At 74.8% G+C, this 19,587-nt stretch carries 16 protein-coding genes; 4 read left to right on the top strand and 12 right to left on the bottom strand.

The window, feature by feature from the left end; genetic code table 11:
• Positions 1 to 814 (bottom strand): coiled-coil domain-containing protein (locus PHY01_RS01230; protein ID WP_507763224.1); only part of this gene is annotated, 814 nt, incomplete at its 3' end.
• Positions 815 to 1,062: 248 nt separating this feature from the next.
• Here PHY01_RS01230 and PHY01_RS01225 point away from each other — a divergent pair.
• Positions 1,063 to 3,885, top strand: a complete 2,823-nt coding sequence (locus tag PHY01_RS01225; protein WP_141276282.1) for an aconitate hydratase — start codon at positions 1,063 to 1,065, stop codon at positions 3,883 to 3,885.
• Between the two features lie 219 nt (positions 3,886 to 4,104).
• Here PHY01_RS01225 and PHY01_RS01220 read toward each other — a convergent pair whose 3' ends face one another.
• The 6 genes from PHY01_RS01220 to egtA form a co-directional block, all read right to left on the bottom strand.
• On the bottom strand, positions 4,105 to 4,953 hold the full coding sequence (locus PHY01_RS01220) for a GntR family transcriptional regulator (protein ID WP_141276281.1): 849 nt from the start codon (positions 4,951 to 4,953) through the stop codon (positions 4,105 to 4,107).
• Positions 4,954 to 5,161: 208 nt separating this feature from the next.
• The gene (locus tag PHY01_RS01215; RefSeq protein WP_246085603.1) at positions 5,162 to 5,617 is read right to left on the bottom strand and encodes a cupin domain-containing protein; all 456 of its coding nucleotides are present in this window, start codon (positions 5,615 to 5,617) and stop codon (positions 5,162 to 5,164) included.
• 144 nt (positions 5,618 to 5,761) lie between these two features.
• Positions 5,762 to 6,739: an L-histidine N(alpha)-methyltransferase gene (gene egtD, locus PHY01_RS01210; protein ID WP_141276280.1), complete on the bottom strand. Its 978-nt coding sequence runs from the start codon at positions 6,737 to 6,739 to the stop codon at positions 5,762 to 5,764.
• Positions 6,736 to 7,497, bottom strand: coding sequence for an ergothioneine biosynthesis protein EgtC (gene egtC / locus PHY01_RS01205; RefSeq protein WP_141276279.1), 762 nt, complete (start codon positions 7,495 to 7,497; stop codon positions 6,736 to 6,738). The genes egtD and egtC overlap by 4 nt, the downstream gene beginning before the upstream one ends.
• Positions 7,498 to 7,503: 6 nt before the next feature.
• The gene (gene egtB / locus PHY01_RS01200; RefSeq protein ID WP_141276278.1) at positions 7,504 to 8,877 is read right to left on the bottom strand and encodes an ergothioneine biosynthesis protein EgtB; all 1,374 of its coding nucleotides are present in this window, start codon (positions 8,875 to 8,877) and stop codon (positions 7,504 to 7,506) included.
• A complete protein-coding gene (gene egtA, locus PHY01_RS01195) occupies positions 8,874 to 10,223 on the bottom strand; it encodes an ergothioneine biosynthesis glutamate--cysteine ligase EgtA (protein ID WP_246085602.1) in 1,350 nt (449 codons plus the stop codon). The genes egtB and egtA overlap by 4 nt, the downstream gene beginning before the upstream one ends.
• 108 nt (positions 10,224 to 10,331) lie before the next feature.
• On the opposite strand from egtA, the gene PHY01_RS01190 reads away from it, so the two are divergent.
• Positions 10,332 to 10,895 carry a TetR/AcrR family transcriptional regulator gene (locus PHY01_RS01190; protein ID WP_141276276.1) on the top strand — a complete coding sequence of 188 codons (564 nt, stop codon included), beginning with the start codon at positions 10,332 to 10,334 and terminating at the stop codon, positions 10,893 to 10,895.
• Positions 10,896 to 10,908: 13 nt separating this feature from the next.
• Here PHY01_RS01190 and PHY01_RS01185 read toward each other — a convergent pair whose 3' ends face one another.
• The 4 genes from PHY01_RS01185 to PHY01_RS01170 form a co-directional block, all read right to left on the bottom strand.
• Entirely contained in the window at positions 10,909 to 12,843 is a 1,935-nt protein-coding gene (locus tag PHY01_RS01185) for an ABC transporter ATP-binding protein (RefSeq protein ID WP_174824072.1), read from the bottom strand.
• 215 nt (positions 12,844 to 13,058) lie between these two features.
• Positions 13,059 to 13,850, bottom strand: coding sequence for an enoyl-CoA hydratase/isomerase family protein (locus PHY01_RS01180; RefSeq protein ID WP_141276275.1), 792 nt, complete (start codon positions 13,848 to 13,850; stop codon positions 13,059 to 13,061).
• Positions 13,851 to 13,875: 25 nt separating this feature from the next.
• Positions 13,876 to 14,085 carry a helix-turn-helix domain-containing protein gene (locus PHY01_RS01175; protein WP_141276274.1) on the bottom strand — a complete coding sequence of 70 codons (210 nt, stop codon included), beginning with the start codon at positions 14,083 to 14,085 and terminating at the stop codon, positions 13,876 to 13,878.
• Positions 14,086 to 14,376: 291 nt separating this feature from the next.
• Complete coding sequence (locus PHY01_RS01170) at positions 14,377 to 15,999, bottom strand: ABC-F family ATP-binding cassette domain-containing protein (protein WP_141276273.1); 1,623 nt, start codon at positions 15,997 to 15,999, stop codon at positions 14,377 to 14,379.
• Between the two features lie 114 nt (positions 16,000 to 16,113).
• Here PHY01_RS01170 and PHY01_RS01165 point away from each other — a divergent pair, with 114 nt between their 5' ends.
• A complete protein-coding gene (locus PHY01_RS01165; RefSeq protein ID WP_141276272.1) occupies positions 16,114 to 16,893 on the top strand; it encodes an SDR family oxidoreductase in 780 nt (259 codons plus the stop codon).
• A 12-nt stretch (positions 16,894 to 16,905) separates the two neighbouring features.
• Here the strand turns inward: PHY01_RS01165 and PHY01_RS01160 are convergent, their stop codons facing one another.
• Positions 16,906 to 18,318, bottom strand: a complete 1,413-nt coding sequence (locus PHY01_RS01160; protein WP_141276271.1) for a deoxyguanosinetriphosphate triphosphohydrolase family protein — start codon at positions 18,316 to 18,318, stop codon at positions 16,906 to 16,908.
• Positions 18,319 to 18,369: 51 nt separating this feature from the next.
• On the opposite strand from PHY01_RS01160, the gene PHY01_RS01155 reads away from it, so the two are divergent.
• A complete protein-coding gene (locus PHY01_RS01155) occupies positions 18,370 to 19,548 on the top strand; it encodes a lycopene cyclase family protein (protein WP_141276270.1) in 1,179 nt (392 codons plus the stop codon).
• Positions 19,549 to 19,587 lie beyond the last annotated feature (39 nt).

The raw sequence follows: 19,587 nt of genomic DNA, 5'->3' as shown, positions 1-19,587 counted from the left end.
GGCGGGCGGCCTCCTGCTCGGCCAGCACCCGCTGCCACTCGTCGTAGCGGGCCCGCTGGTCGCGCAGCCCGGCGTCGGAGGCGACGGCCGCATCGAGCTGGGCCTGGACCTGCTCGCGCTCGGCCTGCACCGCGTCGAGCAGGGCCGCCTGCTCGCGGGCGGCGGCGTCGGCCGCGGCGTACGCGGCGTCGGCGCTGTCCTTGGCCCGCGCCGCCTCCTCCTCGCGGGCCCGGGCCTCGTCCAGCAGCGCGCGGGCGGTGGAGTCGGCGTTGGCCTTGTCGACCCGCGCCCGCTCCAGCCCGTCCTGGGCCGCGAGCTGGGCCCGGGCGAGCAGGTCGGTGAACTCGGCGCGGGCGACGAGCTCCTCGGGTGTCTGCGCCGAGGTGAGCAGGCCGAGCGGGCCGGTGTCGAGACCCTCCTGGTAGGTGGCGGTGACGAAGTCGTCGAGCCGGGCGCGGGCCTCGTCGATGGCGAGGGTGGCGGCGTCGGTGGCGACGCGCGCGGCCGCGGCGCGCTCGCCGGCCTCCGCCGCGGCGGACTCGGCCGCCTGCAGGTCGACGAGTGCGGCCTCGGCGTTCTCGCGCTGCCCGGCCAGCTCGGCGGCGAGGTCGTCGGCCTGCGCGTCGAGCTCGGCGAGCCGGCCGGTGAGCGCGCCGAACTGCCCGGCCCGGTCCTGCACGGCCTGCTGGCTGTTGCGCAGCTCGTCGTCGCTGGGGTTCGGCGGGGGCGGCGGCTCCTGCGCCAGGGCGGGGGCCGTTCCCCCGAGCAGGGCGAGCAGCAGGACGAGCACGACCACCCGAACGGACCTGTGCACCGGACGACCTTCCCTGACTCGGCGGTTGAACCGCGCCGAACTGTGCCACCGGTGTCGTCACCCATCCGGTTGCCACGCGCGCCCGGATCACGAACTACTCCATCGGGGTCAGTGTGATCGTCACCCCGGCCCTGCCGTTTTAACCGGACAAGCGTACTGTTTGGAGGTGAGAGGGGTCTCGTACCCGCCACGGATGCGGTACGCGAGACTCCGAGCAACCCGCGCCCACCACCGCAGGAGGACAACCAGTGGCCAGCACCGACAGCTTCGGAGCGAGAGGGACCCTGCAGGCCGGCGGGGCCGAGCACGAGATCTACCGGCTCTCCGCCGTCGAGGGCTCCGAGAAGCTCCCGTTCAGCCTCAAGGTGCTGCTGGAGAACCTGCTCCGCACCGAGGACGGCGCCAACGTCACCGCCGACCACATCCGCGCGCTCGCCGGATGGGACCCGTCGGCGGAGCCGGACACCGAGATCCAGTTCACCCCGGCCCGCGTGATCATGCAGGACTTCACCGGCGTGCCGTGCGTCGTCGACCTCGCGACCATGCGCGAGGCCGTCACCGAGCTGGGCGGCGACCCGGCCCGGGTCAACCCGCTCGCCCCCGCCGAGCTGGTCATCGACCACTCGGTGATCATCGACGTGTTCGGCACCCCGGACGCCTTCGAGCGCAACGTCGACTTCGAGTACGGCCGCAACAAGGAGCGCTACCAGTTCCTGCGCTGGGGCCAGGGCGCCTTCGACGAGTTCAAGGTCGTCCCCCCGGGCACCGGGATCGTGCACCAGGTCAACATCGAGCACCTCGCGCGCGTGGTCATGACCCGTAACGGGCAGGCCTACCCCGACACGCTCGTCGGCACCGACTCGCACACCACGATGGTCAACGGCCTGGGCGTGCTGGGCTGGGGCGTCGGCGGCATCGAGGCCGAGGCCGCGATGCTCGGGCAGCCCGTCTCGATGCTCATCCCGAAGGTCGTGGGCTTCAAGCTCACCGGCGAGATCCCGCCGGGCGCCACCGCCACCGACGTCGTGCTGACGATCACCGAGATGCTGCGGCGCCAGGGCGTCGTCGGCAAGTTCGTGGAGTTCTACGGCGAGGGCGTCGGCGCGGTGCCGCTGGCCAACCGCGCCACGATCGGCAACATGAGCCCGGAGTTCGGCTCCACCGCCGCGATCTTCCCGATCGACGACGAGACCATCCGCTACATGAAGCTCACCGGCCGCCCCGCCGAGCAGCTCGAGCTCACCGAGGCCTACGCCCGCGAGCAGGGCCTCTGGCACGACCCGAGCCGCGAGCCGGTGTTCTCCGAGACCCTGGAGCTGGACCTGTCGACGGTGGTCCCGTCGATCGCCGGCCCGAAGCGCCCGCAGGACCGGATCGAGCTCACCGACGCGAAGTCGGCGTTCCGCAAGTCGATCCACGACTACACCGACGACGCCACGGGCGAGGCCTCGCTCACGGGCGTCGACGAGTCCTCGGACGAGTCGTTCCCGGCCAGCGACGCGCCCGCGCTCTCCTTCGCCGACGACGAGGCGGCCCCGGTCGTGATCTCCGCGGCCGACGGCTGCGACGGCCGCCCGACCAAGCCCACCACGGTGCGCTCGGAGACCCGCGGCGAGTTCGTGCTCGACCACGGCGCGGTCGTGATCGCCTCGATCACCAGCTGCACCAACACCTCCAACCCGTCGGTGATGCTCGGCGCGGCGCTGCTGGCGAAGAACGCGGTGGACCGCGGGCTCGCCGTCAAGCCGTGGGTGAAGACGTCGATGGCGCCGGGCAGCAAGGTCGTCACCGACTACTACGAGCGGGCCGGCCTGTGGCCGTACCTGGAGAAGCTCGGCTACCACCTGGTCGGCTACGGCTGCACCACCTGCATCGGCAACTCGGGCCCGCTGTCCGACGAGATCTCCGCGGCGGTGAACGAGGCCGACCTCACGGTGGTCTCGGTGCTCTCGGGCAACCGCAACTTCGAGGGCCGGATCAACCCCGACGTCAAGATGAACTACCTGGCGTCGCCGCCCCTGGTCATTGCCTACGCCCTCGCGGGCACGATGGACTTCGACTTCGACAACCAGCCGCTGGGCACCGCGACCGACGGCACCGAGGTATACCTGCGCGACATCTGGCCCTCGGCCAAGGACGTGCAGGACACCATCGACTCCGCGATCGACCAGGAGATGTTCGGCTCGAGCTACGCCGACGTCTTCGCGGGTGACGAGCGCTGGCGGTCGCTGCCCACGCCGGAGGGCAAGACCTTCGAGTGGGACCCGCAGTCCACCTACGTGCGCAAGCCCCCGTACTTCGACGGCATGTCGCCCGACCCGTCGCCGGTCACCGACATCTCCGGCGCGCGGGTGCTGGCCCTGCTGGGCGACTCGGTCACCACCGACCACATCTCCCCCGCCGGGGCCATCAAGCCCGGCACGCCCGCCGCCGAGTACCTCATCGAGAACGGCGTGGAGAAGAAGGACTTCAACTCCTTCGGCTCGCGGCGCGGCAACCACGAGGTGATGATCCGCGGCACGTTCGCCAACATCCGGCTGCGCAACCAGCTGCTGGACGCGATCGTCGACGGCGGGGTGAGCGGCGGCTACACCCGCGACTTCACCCAGGACGGCGGCCCGCAGGCCTTCATCTACGACGCCGCGCAGAACTACTCCGCCGCAGGCACCCCGCTGGTCGTCCTGGGCGGCAAGGAGTACGGCTCGGGCTCGTCGCGCGACTGGGCGGCCAAGGGCACGGCGCTGCTGGGCGTGCGGGCCGTGATCGTGGAGTCCTTCGAGCGCATCCACCGCTCGAACCTCATCGGCATGGGCGTCATCCCGCTGCAGTTCCCGGCGGGCGAGTCGGCGTCGTCGCTGCACCTCGACGGCACCGAGACCTTCGACATCGCCGGCATCACCGCGCTGAACGACGGCTCCACCCCGCGCACGGTCGCCGTCACCGCGACGAAGACCGACGGGTCGACCGTCGAGTTCGACGCGGTCGTCCGCATCGACACCCCTGGCGAGGCGGACTATTACCGCAACGGCGGGATCCTGCAGTACGTGCTGCGCGGCATGCTGCGCAGCTAGTCCTCCCCTCTCCCCCGGCGGCCGCCGCTCCTCGACGGGGCGGCGGCCGTTGGCGTCTCCGGGCCCGTCCGGCGACGTCGTCGATTCATTGCCGATCCGTTGCGTCAATGTTTCATTGACATCTGAGAGTGGCGCACGCGGAGCGGGCGGTCGCACGGGCTGCAGCCGGTGCGCCGCACCGGACCGTGCGCGTGAGGGCCTGTCGGTGACGGGCCGGGGTCAGGTCCGGGCCCAGGGCGGCGCGGTGGACCGGGCGGCGGCGTCCTCGCGGTCCAGCCGCACCGCCACGCCGTCCAGGAGCAGGCGCAGGCCCGCCGCGAACAGGGCGTCGAGATCGGGGTCGGACCCGACCGCCGTCCCGCGGACGAGGTGGACGAGGGTGCGGTGCAGGTCGGCCGCGACGGGCGGGGCCAGATCGGGCGTGACCGTCGTCAGCCGCTCGAACACCGTGTCCGCGGGCGCCGGTCGCCCGGTGGCCAGCGCCTCGGCCGCCCACCGGCGGCGGCGGACCGCCGTCCACAGCGCCCAGGCCGCCGACTCGACCCGGGGCCGCCACCCCGCCGCGCCCTCGGCCGGGGGGACCGCGTCCCGCAGGGCGGCGTCGAGCATCCGGTCGACCAGCTCGTCCTTGCCGCCCACGTGCTGGTAGAGGGCCATCGGTGCGGCGCCGAGCTCGGCGGCGACCCGGCGCACGGTCACCGCGGCGAGACCCTCGGCGTCGGCCACCCGGACGGCGACCTCGACGATCCGGTCCGGGCCCAGCACCCGCGCCGGCTCCGCCGCGGGCCCCCCGGCCCGGACCCACGGCGGCACGGACCCGGCCGGGGCGTCGGTGCGGTCCGCCGCGCCGGCGGAGGGCTCGGCGACGACCGTCCCGACCCCCGGCACGACCCGCACCAGCCCCTCGGCCCGCAGCGTCGCCAGCACGCGGCTCGCCGTGGCGATCGCGACACCCCACTCGCGCGCGATCGCCCGCGTCGAGGGCACCCGCTCCCCCGGCGCCGGCGTGCCGGACACGATCCGCCTGCGCAGCTCCGCGGTGATCGCCGCGGATCCCGTCCTCGCCACCCCTGTACTAGTACACCGCCCGCCCCGGCGATCTCCGGTCGGTCCGAGCTGCGACGGACGGCCCCCGATCGCCGTGTACGCCGTACGTGAACGCGTGGACGGCGTACGCGGGGTGGGTCCGGCGTCCACGACTCGTTGTCGGTCCGTCGTGTCAATGATTCGCTGACATCGAAGGGGCGGGGCGGGCCCACCGGCGGAGCCGTGCGGCTCAGCTCCCGTGCAGCGGGTCGACCCAGCGCACCGGCTCCGGCTGCGCCACGCCCTCGATGTCGAGGTTCACCACCACCGGTTCCTGGCCGCTGCGGGTCAGCACGCACTCCAGCGGCTCGTCGTCGAGGGCGTTGATCTCCTGGTGCGGCACCCACGGCGGCACGAAGATGAACCCGCCGGGGCCCGCCTCGGCGGTGAACTCCAGGCGCTCGCCCCAGCGCATCCGCGCCCGGCCGCGCACCACGTAGATGACGCTCTCCAGCTCGCCGTGGTGGTGCGCGCCGGTGCGGGCACCGGGATGGATGGTGACAGTGCCCGCCCACAGCTTCTCCGCGCCGGCCCGCGCGTGCGTGACCGCGGCGGCGCGGTTCATGCCGGGGGTCTGCGCGGTGTTCGTGTCCAGGGAGTCGGCGGGGATGACCCGGACCCCGTCCGTGCGCCAGTCGGTGCTCACGCCCCCGATCCTGCCCCACCACCCCGCGGGTCGGGGTCCCGTCGCGCGACGACACCCCGACCCGGTCGCGTCCACACCCCGACCCGGTCGCAGCCACGCACCGACTCGTGCGCAGCCACGTCCCGACTCGCGGGAGGGCGGGGGTCAGACCGCGGTGGCCAGGGTCAGGGCGAAGCGGGCGTCCGGGTCGGTCCAGGTGTGGGCGACCGCCCAGCCCGTGGCCTCCAGCGCCTCGGCCACCCCGTCGGGCCGGAACTTCGTGGAGATCTCGGTGCGCATCTCCTCCCCCTCGGCGAACTCGACGGTCAGGTCCAGCTCCGCGAGCCGCACCGTCATCGCCCGCTGCGCCACCAGCCGCATCTCGATCCAGCTGTTCTCCGCGTCCCACAGCGCCCTGTGCGCGAAGGAGTCGACGTCGAAGTCGGCCCCGAGCTCGCGGTTGAGCACGTGCAGCACGTTGCGGTTGAACTCCGCGGTGACCCCCGCGGCGTCGTCGTAGGCCGGCACCATCACCGACTCCTCGACGACCAGCCCGGTGCCCAGCAGCAGCTGCTCCCCCGGCTCCAGCACCTCCCGCAGCTGGGCGAGGAAGGCGTAGCGCTCGTCGCGGGTGAGGTTGCCGATGGTGCCGCCCAGGAACGCGACCATGCGCCGCCCCCCGCGCGGGAGCCGGTCGAGGTGCCGGGTGAAGTCGCCGACGACGCCGTGCAGCTCCAGGTCGGGGTAGTCGAGGGCGAGCGCGTCCATGGCCAGGCGCAGCGCCGACTCGCTGACGTCCTGGGGCACGTAGCGCCGCAGCGTGCCGGTGCGCCCGAACGCGTCCAGCAGCAGGCGGGTCTTCGACGACGACCCCGACCCCAGCTCGACGAGGGTCTCCGCGCCCGACGCCGCCGCGATCTCGTCGACGCTGTGGGTGAGCAGCGCCGCCTCCGTGCGCGTCGGGTAGTACTCGGGCAGCTCGGTGATCTTCTCGAACAGCGCGCTGCCGCGGGCGTCGTAGAACCACTTCGGCGGCAGCGACTTGGGCACGGCGGTCAGCCCGGCGGCGGCGTCGGCGCGCAGGGCGCGGTCGGCGTCGCCGTCGGTGAGGTGGACGTCGAGCAGGGCGTGCTGGGCACTCATCGGACTCCCGTTGTCGTCAGAAGCGGTTCCGTGCGGTGGTCGCCCGGGCGGGCGACCACGAGGTGCCGGTCGGGCACCCCGGTCCAGGAGGGGTGGTCGTCGAGCGGTTCGGACGCGACGAGCGCGCAGCCGTCGTCGACGCGCAGCGACAGGGCGTGGTCCCAGGCGGTGGCCCAGATCGTGGCGCCGTCGGTGAGCAGCAGGTTCAGCCGCGATCCGGGGGCCGCCGCGGCCACCGTGGTGACGACGCCCGCGAGCACGGCGGCCGGGTCCTCCCCCGCGCGCAGCCTGCGCCGCACCAGCGCCCACAGCAGCGCGGAGTCGGTCGGGGCGTCGAGGGTGAGCAGATCGGTCACCGGCAGCTGCGCCGCCTGCGCGGCCACCGCGTCCGGCCAGCCCGCGACGCGGCCGTTGTGGCTGAACAGCCACCGCCCGTCGACGAAGGGGGCGTTGGCGGCGGGCGTCACGGGCATGCCCGTGGTGGCCGAGCGGACGGCTCCGAGCAGGGCCGTCGTGCGGGTGGCGGCGGCCAGCGCGGCGAAGGAGTCGTCGGCCCAGATCGGGGTCGCGCTGCGGTAGCGCAGGGCGTCGCCGCCCGGTTCGGGGTACCAGCCCGCGCCGAAGCCGTCGACGTTGACCGTGCCCCCGCCGCGCATGTCGGTGGGGGCGTAGGACTGGTGGCGCAGCGAGTGCGGCGCGTCGAGCACCGGCGACGACAGCGTCACCGGTGGCCCGAGATAGGCCAGATGCCGGCACACCCTCCGCTACGCCACCGCTCCGCCGCCGAGGGGCCGGTCGCCGAGGGGCCGGTCGTCGCGGGGCCCGGCGTCGCGGGCGCACCGGAAGCCGGCGAAGATCTGCCGCCGGACCGGGTGGTCCCAGTTGCGGAACGTGGCGCGCACCGCCGACGGGTCGGTGCCGAAGGAGCCGCCGCGCAGCATCCGGTAGTCGCCGCCGAAGAACACCTCCGAGTACTCCGGGTACGGGAAGGTCTCGTAGCCCGGGTAGGCCTCGAAGCCGGAGGACAGCCACTCCCAGACGTCGCCGACGAGCTGGTGCACCCCCAGCGCCGACACACCCGCCGGGTAGGCCCCCACCGGGGCGGGCTGCAGGTGGCGCTGGCCGAGGTTGGCGTGCCGCTCGGTCGGCTCCTCGTCGCCCCAGGGGTAGCGGCGCGAGCGGCCGGTGGCCGGGTCGTGGCGGGCCGCCTTCTCCCACTCCGCCTCCGTGGGCAACCGGCGGCCGGCCCAGCGCGCGTAGGCGTCGGCCTCGTGGAAGCAGACGTGCACCACCGGCTCGTCGGGCACGACCGGCGCGAGCACCCCGAAGCGGCGGCGGTACCAGGTGCCGGAGCCGTCGCGCTCCCAGAACTGGGGGGCGCTCAGCCCGGCGTCGAGCCGGTGGCGCCACCCGGCCGCGCTCCACCAGCGCGGGTCGTCGTAGCCGCCGGCGTCGACGAACTCGGCGTAGGCGCCGTTGGTGACCGGTGCGGTGTCGATCCAGAAGGCGTCGACGTGGACGGCGTGCGCGGGGCGCTCGTTGTCCAGGGCCCACGGCTCGACCGAGGTGCCCATCTCGAACGGCCCGGCCGGCACGTACACCTCGCGGGCCGACGGCGTCCGGCCCGGCGGCGGGGCCGGCGCGTGCAGCACCGGGGCTCCGGTGCGCAGCTGGTGGGTGGCGAGCATCGTCTCGTCGTGCTGCTGCTCGTGCTGCACGATCATCCCGAACGCGAACCCGTCGCGCTCCAGGCGCCGCCCCGACAGCGGGCTGCGGTGCAGCGCGTCGAGGGCCTTGTCCCGGACCTCGGCCACGTAGGTCCGGGCCTCGGGCGGGGTGAGCAGTGGCAGCGTGACGCGGCTGGCGCGGGAGTGCTGGAAGGCGTCGTAGAGGCCGTCGATCTCGGGGCGCAGCGGCTCGCGGCCGCCGACGTCCCGCACGAGCCAGAGCTCCTCCTGGCTCCCGATGTGCGCGAGGTCCCAGACCAGCGGCGACATCAGCGGGGAGTGCTGGGCCACCAGGTCGGCCTCGTCGACGGCGTCGGTCAGCGCGGTGCTGCGCGCCCGGGCCGCGGCCAGCAGGCCGGCCACGCGGGTGCGCAGTGCCTCGGGGCTGTCGCCCTCGGCGAGGGTGGTCATGCGGTCTCCCCTCCGGAGATCCCCGGCTCGAGCCGGGGGGCGGTGACGGCGTCGCGGTCGCCGGGTGCCGGGTCGTCGGCGGGACATCGGCCGCGCAGCACGTGCCGCTCGGTCATGGTCGTGAGCGCGTCGAGCACGCGGCGCGGCGCACCGAGACCGGGTAGCCGTTCCAGCGCCAGGGTGAACACGGCGGCGGCGGCGCGGGCGAGCACCCGGTCGTCGAGGCCGTGCCGGGCGCCGGACACCCAGCGCCCGCGGGCGGGCTCGCACAGCTCCAGCACCCGGTCGACGGTGGCGGGCGCGGCCAGCAGCGCCGCCAGCACCGCGGTGGGCAGCGCCCACCCGTCCCCGGCCTGGGCGTCGACGTAGCGGACCTCCAGGAACCCGTGCGGCCGGACCGGGGGGAACAGCGTGGACACGTGGTAGTCGAGGTCGGCGGTGGTCGGCGGGGTCGGCAGGGCGCCGTCCACCCAGTCGCGGAAGGTCACCCCGCGCGGCACGGCCCAGCTGCCCTCCCGGCGGACGCACAGCAGCGGGCTGGCCAGCACCCGCCGGGCCCAGGCCGGTGCGGGGTCGCGGTCCGGGTCGGTGTCGGACGGCGGTGGGGCCCCGGTCCGGGCGGGGTCGCACGCCAGCCAGGCCGCCCAGCGCGACGACTTCCAGCCGGTCCGCCGCCCGTGCAGCACGGGCGAGTTGGCGAACGCGGCCAGCAGCACCGGGCCGACGGCGTGCACCGCGGCCCAGCGCCGCGCGACGTCGGCGCCCTCGCCGGTGTCGAGGCAGACCTGCACGGCCGCGGTGGAGCACATGGCGCTGCGGCCGTAGGGCCCGATCCGGTCGAAGGACTGCTCCATCGCGCGGTAGCGCGGCACCTGCAACAGCCGGACCGGCGGGCGCAGGGGGTCGGCGGCGCGCGGGTGCGGGTACAGGCCGTGGGCGGCGAGGCGGCCCAGCAGGGCGGCGCCGTCGGCGCGGACGGTGTCGAGCAGCAGACCGAGATCGGCCAGCGGGGGGCTGGCCAGTTCGGCCTGCCCGCCGGGTTCGACGGTGATGGTGGAGCCGGCCGGGAGGGGCTCGGCGGGCGATGTGGGGTTCAGCGTGCGGGGGGCGTGCGGGCCCAGCGCGGCCACGAGGCGCTCGGCGTCGAGCGGGGCGTCCGGGACGGCCCTGCGGTGCAGCAGCCATTCGAGCTCGACGCCGATCAGCCGCGGGGGGCCGTGCTTGAAGCACACCGACGCGACGTAGGCCTCCGCGTCGGCGCAGTCGTGCAGCACCGACGGGCCCGGGTCCGGCGGATCCGGGGTGGGCGCCGGCGCGGCGGCCCCCGACGTCACGTCCTGGGTCACGCGGAACGACGCTACCCGCGGTCCGGGCGTCGCGCAGGTGCTTGTGGCGAACGAACCCATGACGTCGGTCCCAAGCCGTACGTACGTCTGGGTGGCTAGGGTGGTGCGATGCCCCGCGTCAGCACCGACCAGCTCGCGGCGCGGCGCCAGGAGATCCTCGACGGGGCCCGCACCTGCTTCGCCCGCCACGGCTACGAGGGCGCCACCGTCCGGCGGCTCGAGCAGTCCACCGGGCTGTCCCGCGGCGCGATCTTCCACTACTTCCGCGACAAGGACGCCCTGTTCCTGGCCCTGGCCGAGCAGGACGCCGAGCGGATGGCCGACGTCGTCGCCGCCGACGGGCTGGTGCAGGTCATGCGCAACCTGCTCACCGACCCCGTCGACGAGCGGAGCTGGCTGGGCACCCGCCTGGAGGTGTCGCGGCGGCTGCGCACCGAGCCGGAGTTCCGCGAGCGCTGGAGCGCGCACTCCGCGGCCCTGACCCGGGCCACCCGCGCCCGCCTGGAGCGGCAGGCCCGCGCGGGCGCCGTGCGCGACGACGTGCCCGTCGCCGTCCTCGCGCAGTACCTGGAGCTGGTGATGGAGGGCCTGGTGTCGCACCTGGCGATGGGCCTGTCCGCCGACGACCTGGGCCCGGTCCTGGACCTCGTCGAGGCGGCGGTGCGCCGCTGACCCGCCGTCGGCCTCAGCCGACGACGTGCTCCTCGCGGTGGCGCACGGTGCAGCCGTCGATGCCGCACTCGACCCCGTCGTCGACGGCGGCGGGGGCGGGGGCGGTGTCCTGGGCGAACTGCGTGCGGTGCAGCACCGCGTACCGGCCGCCGGCCGCGATCAGCTCGTCGTGGGTGCCGCTCTCCACGATCCGCCCGTGCTCGACGACCGCGATCCGGTCGGCCCGGCGCACCGTGGAGAGCCGGTGCGCGATGACGATCGCCGTGCGCCCGGACAGGGCCTCCACCAGCGCCTCCTGCACCGCCGACTCCGACTCCGAGTCCAGGTGCGCCGTCGCCTCGTCCAGGATCACCACCCGCGGGCGGGCCAGCAGCAGCCGCGCGATCGTCAGCCGCTGGCGCTCGCCGCCGGAGAGCCGGTAGCCGCGCTCCCCCACGACGGTGTCGAGCCCGTCGGGCAGGCCCTCGAGCAGATCGCCGAGGCGGGCGCGGCGCAGCGCGTCGACGATCTCGGCGTCGCTCGCGTCCGGTTTCGCGTAGCGCAGGTTGTCGCCGATCGAGCTGTGGAACAGGTGCCCGTCCTGGGTGACCACGCCGACCGCGCCGCGCAGGTCGGCGAAGCCCAGGTCGCGCACGTCGACGCCGGACAGCGTCACCGCACCCGAGTCGACGTCGTACAGGCGCGGGACGAGCGAGGCGATCGTCGACTTCCCGGCCCCCGACGACCCGACCAGCGCCAGCAGCTGCCCGCCCCCGACCTCCAGGTCGACGCCGTGCAGCACCTCCTCGCTGGGCCGCTGGTCGAGCACCGCCACCTCCTCCAGCGACGCCAGCGACACGTCCTCGGCGCCGGGGTAGCCGAACCGGACGTCGCGCAGGGCGACGGTGACCGGCCCCGCGGGCAGCGGGACCGGGTCGGGCCGCTCGCGGATCATCGGTTCGAGGTCGAGCACCTCGAAGACCCGCTCGAACGACACGAGCGCGGTCATGACGTCGACGCGGGCGTTGGCCAGTGCCGTCATCGGGGTGTAGAGACGGGTGAGCAGCAGGGCCAGGGTGACGACGGTGCCGGGCTCGATCACACCGGTGACCGCGAGGTAGCCGCCCAGGCCGTAGACCAGCGCCTGCGCCAGCGCCGAGACCAGCGACAGCGCGGTGACGAACACGCGCGACACCATCGCGGTGCGCACCCCGATGTCGCGCACGCGCTCGGCGACGGCGCCGAACTCGGCGGCCTCCTCGTCGGGGCGGCCGAACAGCTTGACGAGGGTGGCTCCGGGCGCGGAGAACCGCTCGGTCATCTGCGTGCTCATGCCGGCGTTGAGGTCGGCCGACTCGCGGCGCAGGTCGGCGATGGTGCGCCCCATCCGGCGGGCGGGCAGCACGAACACCGGCAGCAGCAACAGGGCCAGCAGCGTGACCTGCCAGGCGAGGGTGATCATCACACCGAGGGCGAGGATCAGCTGGATGGAGTTGGACAGCACCGTGGCCAGCGTCGAGGTGATCGCCGACTGTGCCCCGATGACGTCGTTGTTGAGCCGGCTGACCAGCGCCCCGGTGCGGGTGCGGGTGAAGAACGCGACCGGCATCTTCTGGACGTGGGTGAACACGGCCTTGCGCAGGTCGACGATCAGACCCTCCCCGATCCGGGAGGAGAACCACCGCGACACCAGCCCCGTGACGGCCTCCAGGACCGCCAGTGCCGCGATCCCCGCCGCCAGCCCGACGACGGTGGCGGCGGCCGCGGAGGCGTCGCCGCCCGCCACGATCGCGTTGACGACCTGCCCCGCGAGCACCGGCGTCGCGACCCCGATCGTCGCCATCACGACGGTGAGCAGCAGGAAGGTCAGCAGCCAGCGCCGGTACGGGGCGGCGAACCGCCAGATGCGGCCGATGGTGCCGGGCGCGACCGAGCGCGGTGCGTCCACCCCGGACGCCACCCTGCGCATCATCCCCACAGGCCGTTCCACGACCACCTCCCGACACCGGCGCCACCGGACCGAACACCGTCCGGCCCCGGACTACTCCCTACCGGCCCCCACCCCGGCCCGCGACCCGACCCCACCCGTCGCACGCCACGCCGCCCGTCGCACAGGGTGCAGCCTCTGCGACGCGCCGGAAGCCGTGCGACGCGGGACGGGGTCGGGCCCGGGCGGGGGGCGCCTCAGCCGGTGCCGGCAGCGAGGGAGCGCAGGCGGCGGACCTGGGCCGCCCGCTCCGCCGCCAGCGCCGCGGCGGGATCCAGCCCGTCGGCGACGCCGGCGAGCAGGCGCAGGGTCTCGGCCGCGGCCTCCCGCGGGGCCCCGACGAGGGCGGTGGCGAGCTCGTCGGCCGCCGCGTCCAGCTCGGCGGGCGGTACCGAGCGCAGGGCGAGGCCGATCCGCACCGACTCCTCGGCGCCGACCCGGCGTCCGGTCAGGCAGATCTCGACCGCGCGGGCGTACCCGACGGCGCGCACCAGCGGGTGGGTGCCGCCGAGGTCGGGCACGATGCCCAGCGCGGGCTCGGCCATGCAGAACTGCACGTCGTCGGCGACGACCCGCAGGTCGCACGCCAGCGCGAGCTGGAACCCGCCGCCGATCGCGTGCCCCTGCACCGCGGCGATCGTGACGCGTGCCGGATCACGCAACCAGGAGAACCCGGCCTGGTAGCCCGCGATCGTCAGGTCCGCCTCGTCGGGCGGCATCGTGCCCAGCGCGGCGATGCCGGGCCGCCCGGGCGCGGGCGTGAACAGGCTGCGGTCGAGCCCCGCCGAGAACGCCCGACCCGCCCCTCGGACGACGACCACGCGCACGTCGTCGCCGAGGGACTCCCCGATCGCGGCCAGCGCCGCCCACGTGTCCGGGGTCTGCGCGTTGAGCGAGTCGGGACGGGACAGCGTGATGGTGGCCCGGGCGCCGTCGACGTCCAGGGCCAGCCCACCGCGCTGCAGGAGGTCGGATTCCGCGAGGGTCATGCCGGCAGGCTACCCCCGAGTAGGGCTACTTCTTCTTGGTGCGCGTGGCCCCGCCGCGCCCGCGCAGGGTGACGCCGGTCTCGGACAGCACGCGGTGCACGAAGCCGTAGGACCGGCCCGTGGACTCCGCGAGGGCCCGGATGCTGGCGCCCTTCTCGTACTTCTTCTTCAGGTCGCCCGCGAGCTTGTCGCGCTGGGTGCCCGTGATGCGGGCGCCCTTCTTCAGGTCGGGCATGACGTCGCGCCTCCTCGTTGCCGTCCCGCGGGTCGCCCCGCGGAAGGGGATCGTCCGGCCCCCCGGTGGATCAATGATCGTCCAGCGCGATGACCGGGAACAGGAGATCCATTCGATGATCGGTGAGCGGTTCGCCCGAACGGACCACGCGTACGGGTGATCATCTCCGGCTGCTCGACGCCGCAGCGTCACCCCGACGCCACCGGGCCGTCACCCGGTCGACGCCCCACGAGGAGGAGAGCCGCGTCACACCGGCGTTCGGGTGGTGCGGACGGGGCCATGATCGCCCGTTCAGGCCAACTGGACGAGTTCCAGGTAGTCGGCCGACCAGAGGTCCTCGGTGCCGTCGGGCAGCACGATGACCTTGTCCGGGTCCAGCGCCTCCACCGCCCCGGGGTCGTGCGAGACCAGCACGACGGCACCGGTGAACCGGCGCAGGGCGTCGAGCACCTGGGCGCGGCTGGCCGGGTCGAGGTTGTTGGTGGGCTCGTCGAGGAGCAGCACGTTGGCGGCACTGGACACCAGACCGGCCAGCGCGAGGCGGGTCTTCTCCCCGCCCGAGAGCGTGCCGGCGGGCTGCTGGAGCTGCTCGCCGGAGAACATGAACGTGCCGAGCACCGTGCGCAGCTGCTGCTCGCCGGTGTCGGGCGAGGCGTGGCGGATGTTCTCCCAGACGGTGGCGTCGGGGTCGAGCGTCTCGTGCTCCTGGGCGAAGTAGCCCACGCGCAGCCCGTGACCGGGGAGCACGTCGCCCGCGTCGGCCCGCTCGGTGCCCGCGAGCAGCCGCAGCAGCGTGGTCTTGCCCGCACCGTTGAGCCCCAGCACGACGACCTTCGCCCCGCGGTCGACGGCGAGGTCGACCCCGGTGAACACCTCCAGCGACCCGAACGCCTTGCTCAGCCCCTCCGCGGTGAGCGGGGTCTTCCCGCACGGCGCCGGGTCCGGGAAGCGAATCTTCGCGACGCGGTCGTGCTGCTGCTCGGGCTCCAGACCGGCGAGCAGCTGGTCGGCCCGGCGGGCCATGTTCTTCGCGGCGACGGCCTTGGTGGCCTTCGCGCCCATCTTCAGCGCCTGGGTGTGCAGCACCGAGGCCTTCTTCTCGGCGTTGGCCCGCTCGCGGCGGCGGCGCTTCTCGTCGGTGGCCCGCGCCTCCTGGTAACGCTTCCAGTCCATGTTGTAGGTGTCGACCTCGCCGCGCGTGGCGTCGAGGAACCACACCTTGTTGACGACGTCGGCGAGCAGGTCGGTGTCGTGGCTGATCACCACGAGGCCGCCGTCGTGGTTCTGGAGGAACGAGCGCAGCCAGGTGATGGAGTCGGCGTCGAGGTGGTTGGTGGGCTCGTCGAGCAGCAGCGTGGTGTTGCTCGACGCTCCGCCGTCGGTGGCCGAGAACAGGATGCGCGCGAGCTCGACCCGGCGCCGCTGGCCGCCCGAGAGCGTGGCGATCTGCTGGTGCAGGATCCGGTCGGGCAGGCCCAGGTGCGCGCAGATGCGGGCGGCGTCGCTCTCCGCGGCGTACCCGCCGAGCGCGGAGAAGCGCTCCTCGATGCGGCCGTAGTCGCGCACCGCCTTGTCGTTGGCCGCGCCGTCGACCAGCTCGGCCATCGCGTTCTGCGCCTTCTCCATCTGGCGCAGCATCACGTCGAGACCCTTGGCGGACAGGACGCGGTCCTTCGCCGTGACCAGCAGGTCGCCCTCGCGGGGGTCCTGCGGCAGGTAGCCGACAGGGCTGTTGGCGTGCACGCCGCCGCCGTAGGGCTCGCCCTCGCCCGCGAGCACCCGCATCGAGGTGGTCTTGCCGGCGCCGTTGCGCCCGACGAGCCCGATCCGGTCGCCGGGCTGGACGCGCAGCGTGGCCCCGGACAGCAGGATCCGGGACCCGGCACGCAGTTCCAGGTCGGAGGCGGTGATCACGAGGAGGACTCCAGAGCTCGGGGGGACGTGGGCCGAAGACGGCCGCTACCCGATCCGGATCACGGCCCCAGAGTACCGGCCGGGCCGAACGGATTCCCGAAGTAGGGTCGGCGCATGACTGATCTCACCAGCCTCGCCGGCCGCACCGCACTCGTCACCGGGGCCAGCCGCGGCATCGGCTACGCCATCGCCGCCGAGCTCCTGACGCGCGGTGCCTCGGTGACGATCACCGCCCGCAAGATCGACGAGCTGAACGCGGCCGCGGAGAAGCTGGGTGCCGGCAGCGACCCGGCCCGGGTGCTGGCGGTCGCCGCCAACGCCGGGTCGGCGGAGTCGCGCGAGGCGTCGGTCACGCAGACCGTCGAGCGCTTCGGCAGCCTGGACATCCTGATCAACAACACCGGCATCAACCCCACCTACGGCTTCCTCATGGACGCCGACCTCGGGGCCGTCAGCAAGACCTTCGACACCAACGTCGTCGCCACGCTCGCCTACGTGCAGCTCGCCTACCGCGCGTGGATGGCCGAGCACGGCGGCGCGGTCGTCAACGTCGCCTCGGTGGCCGGCCTGCGCTCCAACGGCGTCATCCCCGCCTACGGGGCCTCGAAGGCGGCGCTGATCCGGCTCACCGAGGAGCTGGCCTGGCAGCTCGGCCCGAAGATCCGGGTCAACGCGGTGGCGCCCGCCGTCGTCAAGACGAAGTTCGCCGCCGCCCTCTACGCCGAGGGCGAGGAGAAGGCCAGCGCCCCCTACCCGCTCAAGCGCCTGGGCGAGCCCGAGGACATCGCGAACGTCGTCGGCTTCCTCGTCTCCGACGCGGCGGGCTGGATGACGGGCGAGACCGTGCGCGTGGACGGCGGGATCCTCTCCACCGGCACGCTCGGCGCGGTCTGACCGGTCCGGGTATCAGAGCACCGCGGCGTCGGTCCAGAGCCGCCCGTTGCGGCCGGTCAGCACGTCGAGCAGGGCACCGGCCTGGCCGTCGGTCAGGCTCGCGGTGTAGTCGATGACCGCGCGGCCCCTGGCCTGCTCCAGCGGCGCGCCCTGGCTGCGGGCCAGCTCGGCGAGGTCGTGCAGGCGCGGGGGCAGCCGCGGGGCGTCGTCGTCGGCGAGCCAGTCCGCCAGCGCCCCGACCAGCGCGGTGAGCACGGTGCCCTGCCCCCGCTGGTAGGAGGCGAGGTCGGCGCGGCCCAGGACGAACCGCTGGTGCACGAACTTCAGCACCGCCACCTCGTGCCACTGCGCGCCGGCCAGTGCGACGGGACCGGAGCGGACCGGCGGGTCGGGGTCGCGGACGACCCCCGCGGCGAGCCGGGCGGTCCACCGCGCGGAGAACTCCGCCACCGCGCGCTCCGCGGCCATCGACCCGTCGAACGCGACGCCCAGCAGGCCGTCGACCAGCTCGTCGCGGACCCGGTCGACGGCCGCGGCGAACAGGTCGTCGTGGTAGGCCCAGCCGTCCTTGTCCGCCAGGCGCCGGCGCAGCGCCTCCAGCCCGGAACCCGGCCCGGACGTCCCGGCGTGGCGGCGCCACCCGGCGAGCTCGGCGGCCACCCCGGCCTGCTGGAGCACCCCGACGCGGTGGAAGTCCTCCAGGTCGTGGATGGCGTAGGCGATGTCGTCGGCGGTGTCCATCACGGCGGCCTCGACGGTCTGGCGCCACGGCCCGGTGTCGGGGAACGCCGCGCGGGCCGAGCGCAGGTCGTCGAGCTCGGTCTCGTAGCAGGAGAACTTCGCCGATCCCGCGTCCGGCTCGCCGGGCAGCGGGCCGCCGCCGCGCGGGGGCAGCGCGGCCCGGGACGGGTGCGGGTCGGGATGGCCGCGACGGGTCCACGGGTACTTGAGGATCGCTGCGCGGACGGCGGCGGTGAGGTCCAGGCCGTTGCCGGTCGGCCCGTGCAGGTCGATCGTGGTGACGATCCGGAAGCTCTGGGCGTTGCCCTCGAACCCGTCGGGCAGCCCGAGCCGCCCGCGGGCGAGCCGGTCGAGCACCTGCTCGCCGAGGTGCCCGAACGGCGGGTGCCCCAGGTCGTGGGCGAGCGCGGCGGCCTCGACGACGTCGGGGTCGCAGTCGGGCACCCGTTCGGCGATCGCGCGCGCCACCTGCGCCACCTGCAACGAGTGCGTGAGCCGGTTGTGCACCAGCAGCCCGGCCCCGGCCGGGCTGACGACCTGGGTCACCCCGGCGAGCCGGGCGAAGAACGGCGAGGCGACGATCCGGTCGCGGTCGACGCGGAACGGGCCGGTCGCCAGCCCGGCCCCGGACTCCCCCGGGCCCGACCGTCGCGCGGTCCGGGCACTGGCTGTCGGATCGCTCACGGACCAGACGCTAGCGGCCCCCCGTCCGGCGATCACCGGTAGAACTGCGTCATGACCCCCACCGACGACGTGCTGGTCGTCGGCGGCGGCCCGGCCGGCCGGGCGCTGGCCGCGGAGTGCGGGGCGCTCGGCCTGCGCACCACCCTGCTCGACCCGGCGCCGGACCGGCCGTGGCCCGCCACCTACGGGGCCTGGGACGACGAGCTGGCCGGCCTGCCCGGACACGTCGTCTCCGCGCGCGCCGCGGGCCGGGCGATCGCGCTGACCGAGCACCGGCTCGACCGCGTCTACGCCGTGCTCGACGTGGCGGCGCTGCGCACCCACCTCGACGACCGGCTCGCCCGCGGTGGCGTGCGGGTCCGCGCGGGACGGGCGGTGGCCGCCCCCGCGGCGGGCACCGTCGCGCTCGCCGACGGCACCGTCCTGCGCGCGGGCGCGGTCGTCGACGCCGGGGGGCGCGCCCAGCCCCTGGACGCCCGGCCGGTGCGGGCCCGGGTGCCCGCCGAGCAGACCGCCTACGGCGTCGTCGTCGACGCCGCCGCGGCCCGGCCCGTCGTGGCCCCCGGCGAGGCGCTGTTCATGGACTGGCGTCCCGACCACGGCGAGCCCGGCGCCCCGACGTTCCTCTACGCGATCCCGCTGGACGGCGACCGGGTGCTGCTCGAGGAGACCTCGCTCGCCCGGCGCCCCGGCCTGCCGCTGCCCGTCCTGCGCAGGCGCCTGCTCGCCCGCCTGCGCCACCACGGGGTCACCGTGCCGCCCGGGGCCGCCATGGAGAAGGTGTCCTTCCCGCTCGACCGGCCCCGGCACCGCGGGCACGTGCTCGGCTTCGGGGCGGCCGCCCCGCTGGTGCACCCGGCCAGCGGGTACAGCCTGGCCACGGCGCTGGGGCTGGCCCCCGCCGTCGCCCGCGCGCTGGCCCGCCGCCCGGGCGCCGCGGGGGCCACCGTCTGGCCGCCCGCCGCCCGGGTGGTCCACCACGTACGGGGCATCGGGCTGGAGGCCCTGCTGCGGATGCCCCCGGCGGAGGTCGCCCCGTTCTTCGAGGTGTTCTTCGGCCTGCCCGACCGGCACCGCCGCGCCTACCTCTCCGGCCGCGACGACCTGCGCGGCACGCTCGCGGCGATGGCCGCGCTGTTCGGGGCCGCCGACGCCACGCTGCGCCGCAGGCTCGTCGGGCCCGCCGTGCTGCCCCGGCTGCGACACAGCGAGGCTGCCCCGAACGGGTGAGGGAGGTGGTGCGGCAACCGAGTGCTACCGGGAGTAACC

It is taken from the genome of Pseudonocardia hydrocarbonoxydans (assembly GCF_006539565.1).
Taxonomy (GTDB): domain Bacteria; phylum Actinomycetota; class Actinomycetes; order Mycobacteriales; family Pseudonocardiaceae; genus Pseudonocardia; species Pseudonocardia hydrocarbonoxydans.
Note: the sequence above shows the minus strand (reverse complement) of the source record. Positions and strands in the feature narration are given on the sequence as shown.

Excerpts from the sequence above, each read along its gene's own strand:
- egtD (WP_141276280.1), bottom strand. The coding sequence starts at position 6,739 with ATGAGTGCCCAGCACGCCCTGCTCGACGTCCACCTCACCGACGGCGAC.
- egtB (WP_141276278.1), bottom strand. The coding sequence starts at position 8,877 with ATGACCACCCTCGCCGAGGGCGACAGCCCCGAGGCACTGCGCACCCGC.
- PHY01_RS01190 (WP_141276276.1), top strand. The coding sequence starts at position 10,332 with ATGCCCCGCGTCAGCACCGACCAGCTCGCGGCGCGGCGCCAGGAGATC.
- PHY01_RS01185 (WP_174824072.1), bottom strand. The coding sequence starts at position 12,843 with ATGCGCAGGGTGGCGTCCGGGGTGGACGCACCGCGCTCGGTCGCGCCC.
- PHY01_RS01180 (WP_141276275.1), bottom strand. The coding sequence starts at position 13,850 with ATGACCCTCGCGGAATCCGACCTCCTGCAGCGCGGTGGGCTGGCCCTG.
- PHY01_RS01175 (WP_141276274.1), bottom strand. The coding sequence starts at position 14,085 with ATGCCCGACCTGAAGAAGGGCGCCCGCATCACGGGCACCCAGCGCGAC.
- PHY01_RS01165 (WP_141276272.1), top strand. The coding sequence starts at position 16,114 with ATGACTGATCTCACCAGCCTCGCCGGCCGCACCGCACTCGTCACCGGG.
- PHY01_RS01155 (WP_141276270.1), top strand. The coding sequence starts at position 18,370 with ATGACCCCCACCGACGACGTGCTGGTCGTCGGCGGCGGCCCGGCCGGC.